The 2,516-nt window shown below is 66.3% G+C and carries 1 protein-coding gene and 1 pseudogene; both read left to right on the top strand.

Annotated elements, in window-relative coordinates; all coding sequences use genetic code 11:
- Positions 1 to 1,531: DegV family protein (locus tag ACJWXQ_RS03380; RefSeq protein ID WP_406672143.1), on the top strand; the 1,531-nt coding region annotated here is incomplete at its 5' end.
- Positions 1,528 to 2,516: pseudogene (locus ACJWXQ_RS03375) on the top strand (hypothetical protein); the annotation flags it as partial. The gene ACJWXQ_RS03380 and the pseudogene ACJWXQ_RS03375, both read left to right, overlap by 4 nt.

Raw genomic sequence — 2,516 nt, 5'->3', positions numbered from 1 at the left:
GGGCTTCTCCGATGCCTGCGCCCAGCAGGCCGTACTGGAGGCCAATCACTTTGCCGTGGGGGCCAGCCAGGGCGCCGAATACGCCCGGGAGGCGATGACCGAGCCCCGGGACGGCACCCTGCTCACCGTGCTGCATGAATTCGCCGAGAGTCTCCAGGCCCAGATAAGACAGACCAACGCCGATATCCGGCAGATGCTGGAGCATTCGCTGGAAGCCGCCGAACAGGCCCTGGCAAGAACACCCCAGCAACTTGCCGTGCTGCGCAGGGCCGGGGTGGTGGACGCCGGCGCCGAAGGCTTCGTGGAGCTGTTGCGCGGGATCAGCGAGTTCCTCCACGCCGGCCATATCCGCCAATTGCCGGAGCCGGCCTTCGACGAGGCGGTCGAGGCCCAGGCCCGGGCGGGGGTCAGCGATGACCCGAGCGAGTTTCGCTACTGCACGGAATGCGTCATTCGAGGCGAGGACCTGGACCCGCGAAAGATCCGGGAAGCACTGGCCGGCGAGGGCAACAGCCTGGTCATCGCCGGGGCCCGGCACAAGATCAAGGTGCACATCCATAGCAACGACCCCAGGCGCCTGTTCCGCCTGGCCGGGGAATTCGGCGAGGTCAGCGGCCACAAGGCGGATGACATGTGGCAGCAGCAGAAGGACGCCGCCGGCGGTGCTCGCCGTGTGGCCATCGTCACCGACTCGGCTGCAGACCTGCCCGAAGCCTTGCTCGATGAACTGGATATCCATGTGGTGCCGGTCCATGTCCGCTTTGGCGAGAAGACCTATCTGGACAAGCTCTCTCTGAGTGCCGAGGATTTCTACCAGCGCCTGAACGAAGACGGCGAGCATCCGGCCACTTCCCAGCCCGCACCCGGGGAGTTCCGGCGGGTGTTTCAGGTATTGGCTTCTCATTTCGACAGCGTTGTCGCCATTCATGTGACATCGCGAGGCTCGGGTACCTGGCAGTCGGCGGTCAGCGGTGCCCGTCGGGTGGAAGGAGCCGACATCCGGGTGTTTGACAGTCGCACGCTGTCGGCCGGACTCGGACTTCTGGTCCGGGAGGCGGCTGAAATGGCCCAGTCCGGGGCCAGTGCCGATGAGATCATGGCGCGGCTGGAAGACAGTCGACGCCGCACCCGTGTCTGGGGGGCGGTGCGCGATTTGAGTTTCGGGGTCCGCGGCGGCCGGGTGTCGCCGCTGAAACAGAAACTGGTGGATCGCCTGGGGCTGACCCCAATTCTCACCGCCTGGGGCAGTGGCAAGGTGGATGCCGGCGGCATCCTGTTCGGACAGGATCGGGTGGTGGAACGCTTGGCCCGCTTTGTCCGCCGCCGCGCACGCTCAAGCCGCCGCTATCGTCTGCTGGTGGGCCACTGCAACTGCCGCGAGGATGGCCAGGCCCTGCTCGCGCAATTGCGGGACGCCCTGCCCCTGGACGAAGAACCGACCCTGGTCTCGGTGGGGCCCGCCCTCGGCGCCCACGCCGGACCCGGGACCCTGGTGGTGGCCCTGCAGGAACAGGACAACGCCAGCCCATGATGGTACTGGGCGGGCTCACGGCCGCACTGCTGGCCGCTGCCGGGACCGCCTCGGGCAGTCTCTCCCAGCTGCACGACTACCATGTGCATATCGACGAGCGGCTATCGCAACTGTCGGTGGAAGCCTGCTTTGATGGCCGCGTTCCCGATCTCCTCTATGCCTCTCACAACTGGGCCGGCAATGTCCTTGAGCAGGCGGAGATGGTGGTGGACGGCAAGACCCGGCGACTGCGCCCGGATGAAAGACAGCGCCTGCGTATCCGCCAGCAACCCGATGATGGCTGCATTCGCTATCAGGTCGATCTGGGCCGGGCCGCACGCAGTCGCAACCTGGGCATTGCCGCCCGCGCCGGCGAGGCCCTGGTGATCTCACCCCGCATCTGGCTGTGGCAACCCCGCCGCTTGAGCCCCTATCAGGATATTGAGCTGCATTTCGAATTGGATGGGGAACTGCAGCTTTCCGGTCCCTGGCGTGGGCTATCGGAGGCGGGTGATGACAACCCGGCCCGGTTCGCACTCGGCTATCCGCCCCTGGGCTGGGATGCCAGCATGGTGGTGGGTGAATTCGATCAGCTCCAAATTGAGAGAGCCGGTACCCGACTGGGCGTGGCCATTACCAGTGGCCCCGGTGAAGCTGCCGACCCGACCCTGAGCCATGACTGGCTTGAGGCCGGCCTTGAGGCGGCAACAACCATCTACGGCCGATTGCCGACCGACCGTGTTCAGGCCGTGATCATTCCCCTGGACAGTGGCGATCGCCCGCTGTCCAGCGGCCGGGTCAGCCGGGCCGGTGGCCCCGGTCTGCTGCTGGGCATGAAGGCGGGTTTTCCCGACTCGGCCTATCGTCCCGATCCCCTGATGGCCCATGAGTTCATGCACCTGCTGCATCCGCCGGTGCAGCGGGAACATGCCTGGCTGTCCGAAGGCATTGCCACCTACTACCAGTACATCGGCCTGGCCCGGGCCGGACACCTGTCAGCGGAAAG

The organism is Natronospira sp., assembly GCF_007134575.1.
GTDB lineage: Bacteria > Pseudomonadota > Gammaproteobacteria > Natronospirales > Natronospiraceae > Natronospira > Natronospira elongata.
This window is presented reverse-complemented; position numbering and strand designations above follow the sequence as displayed.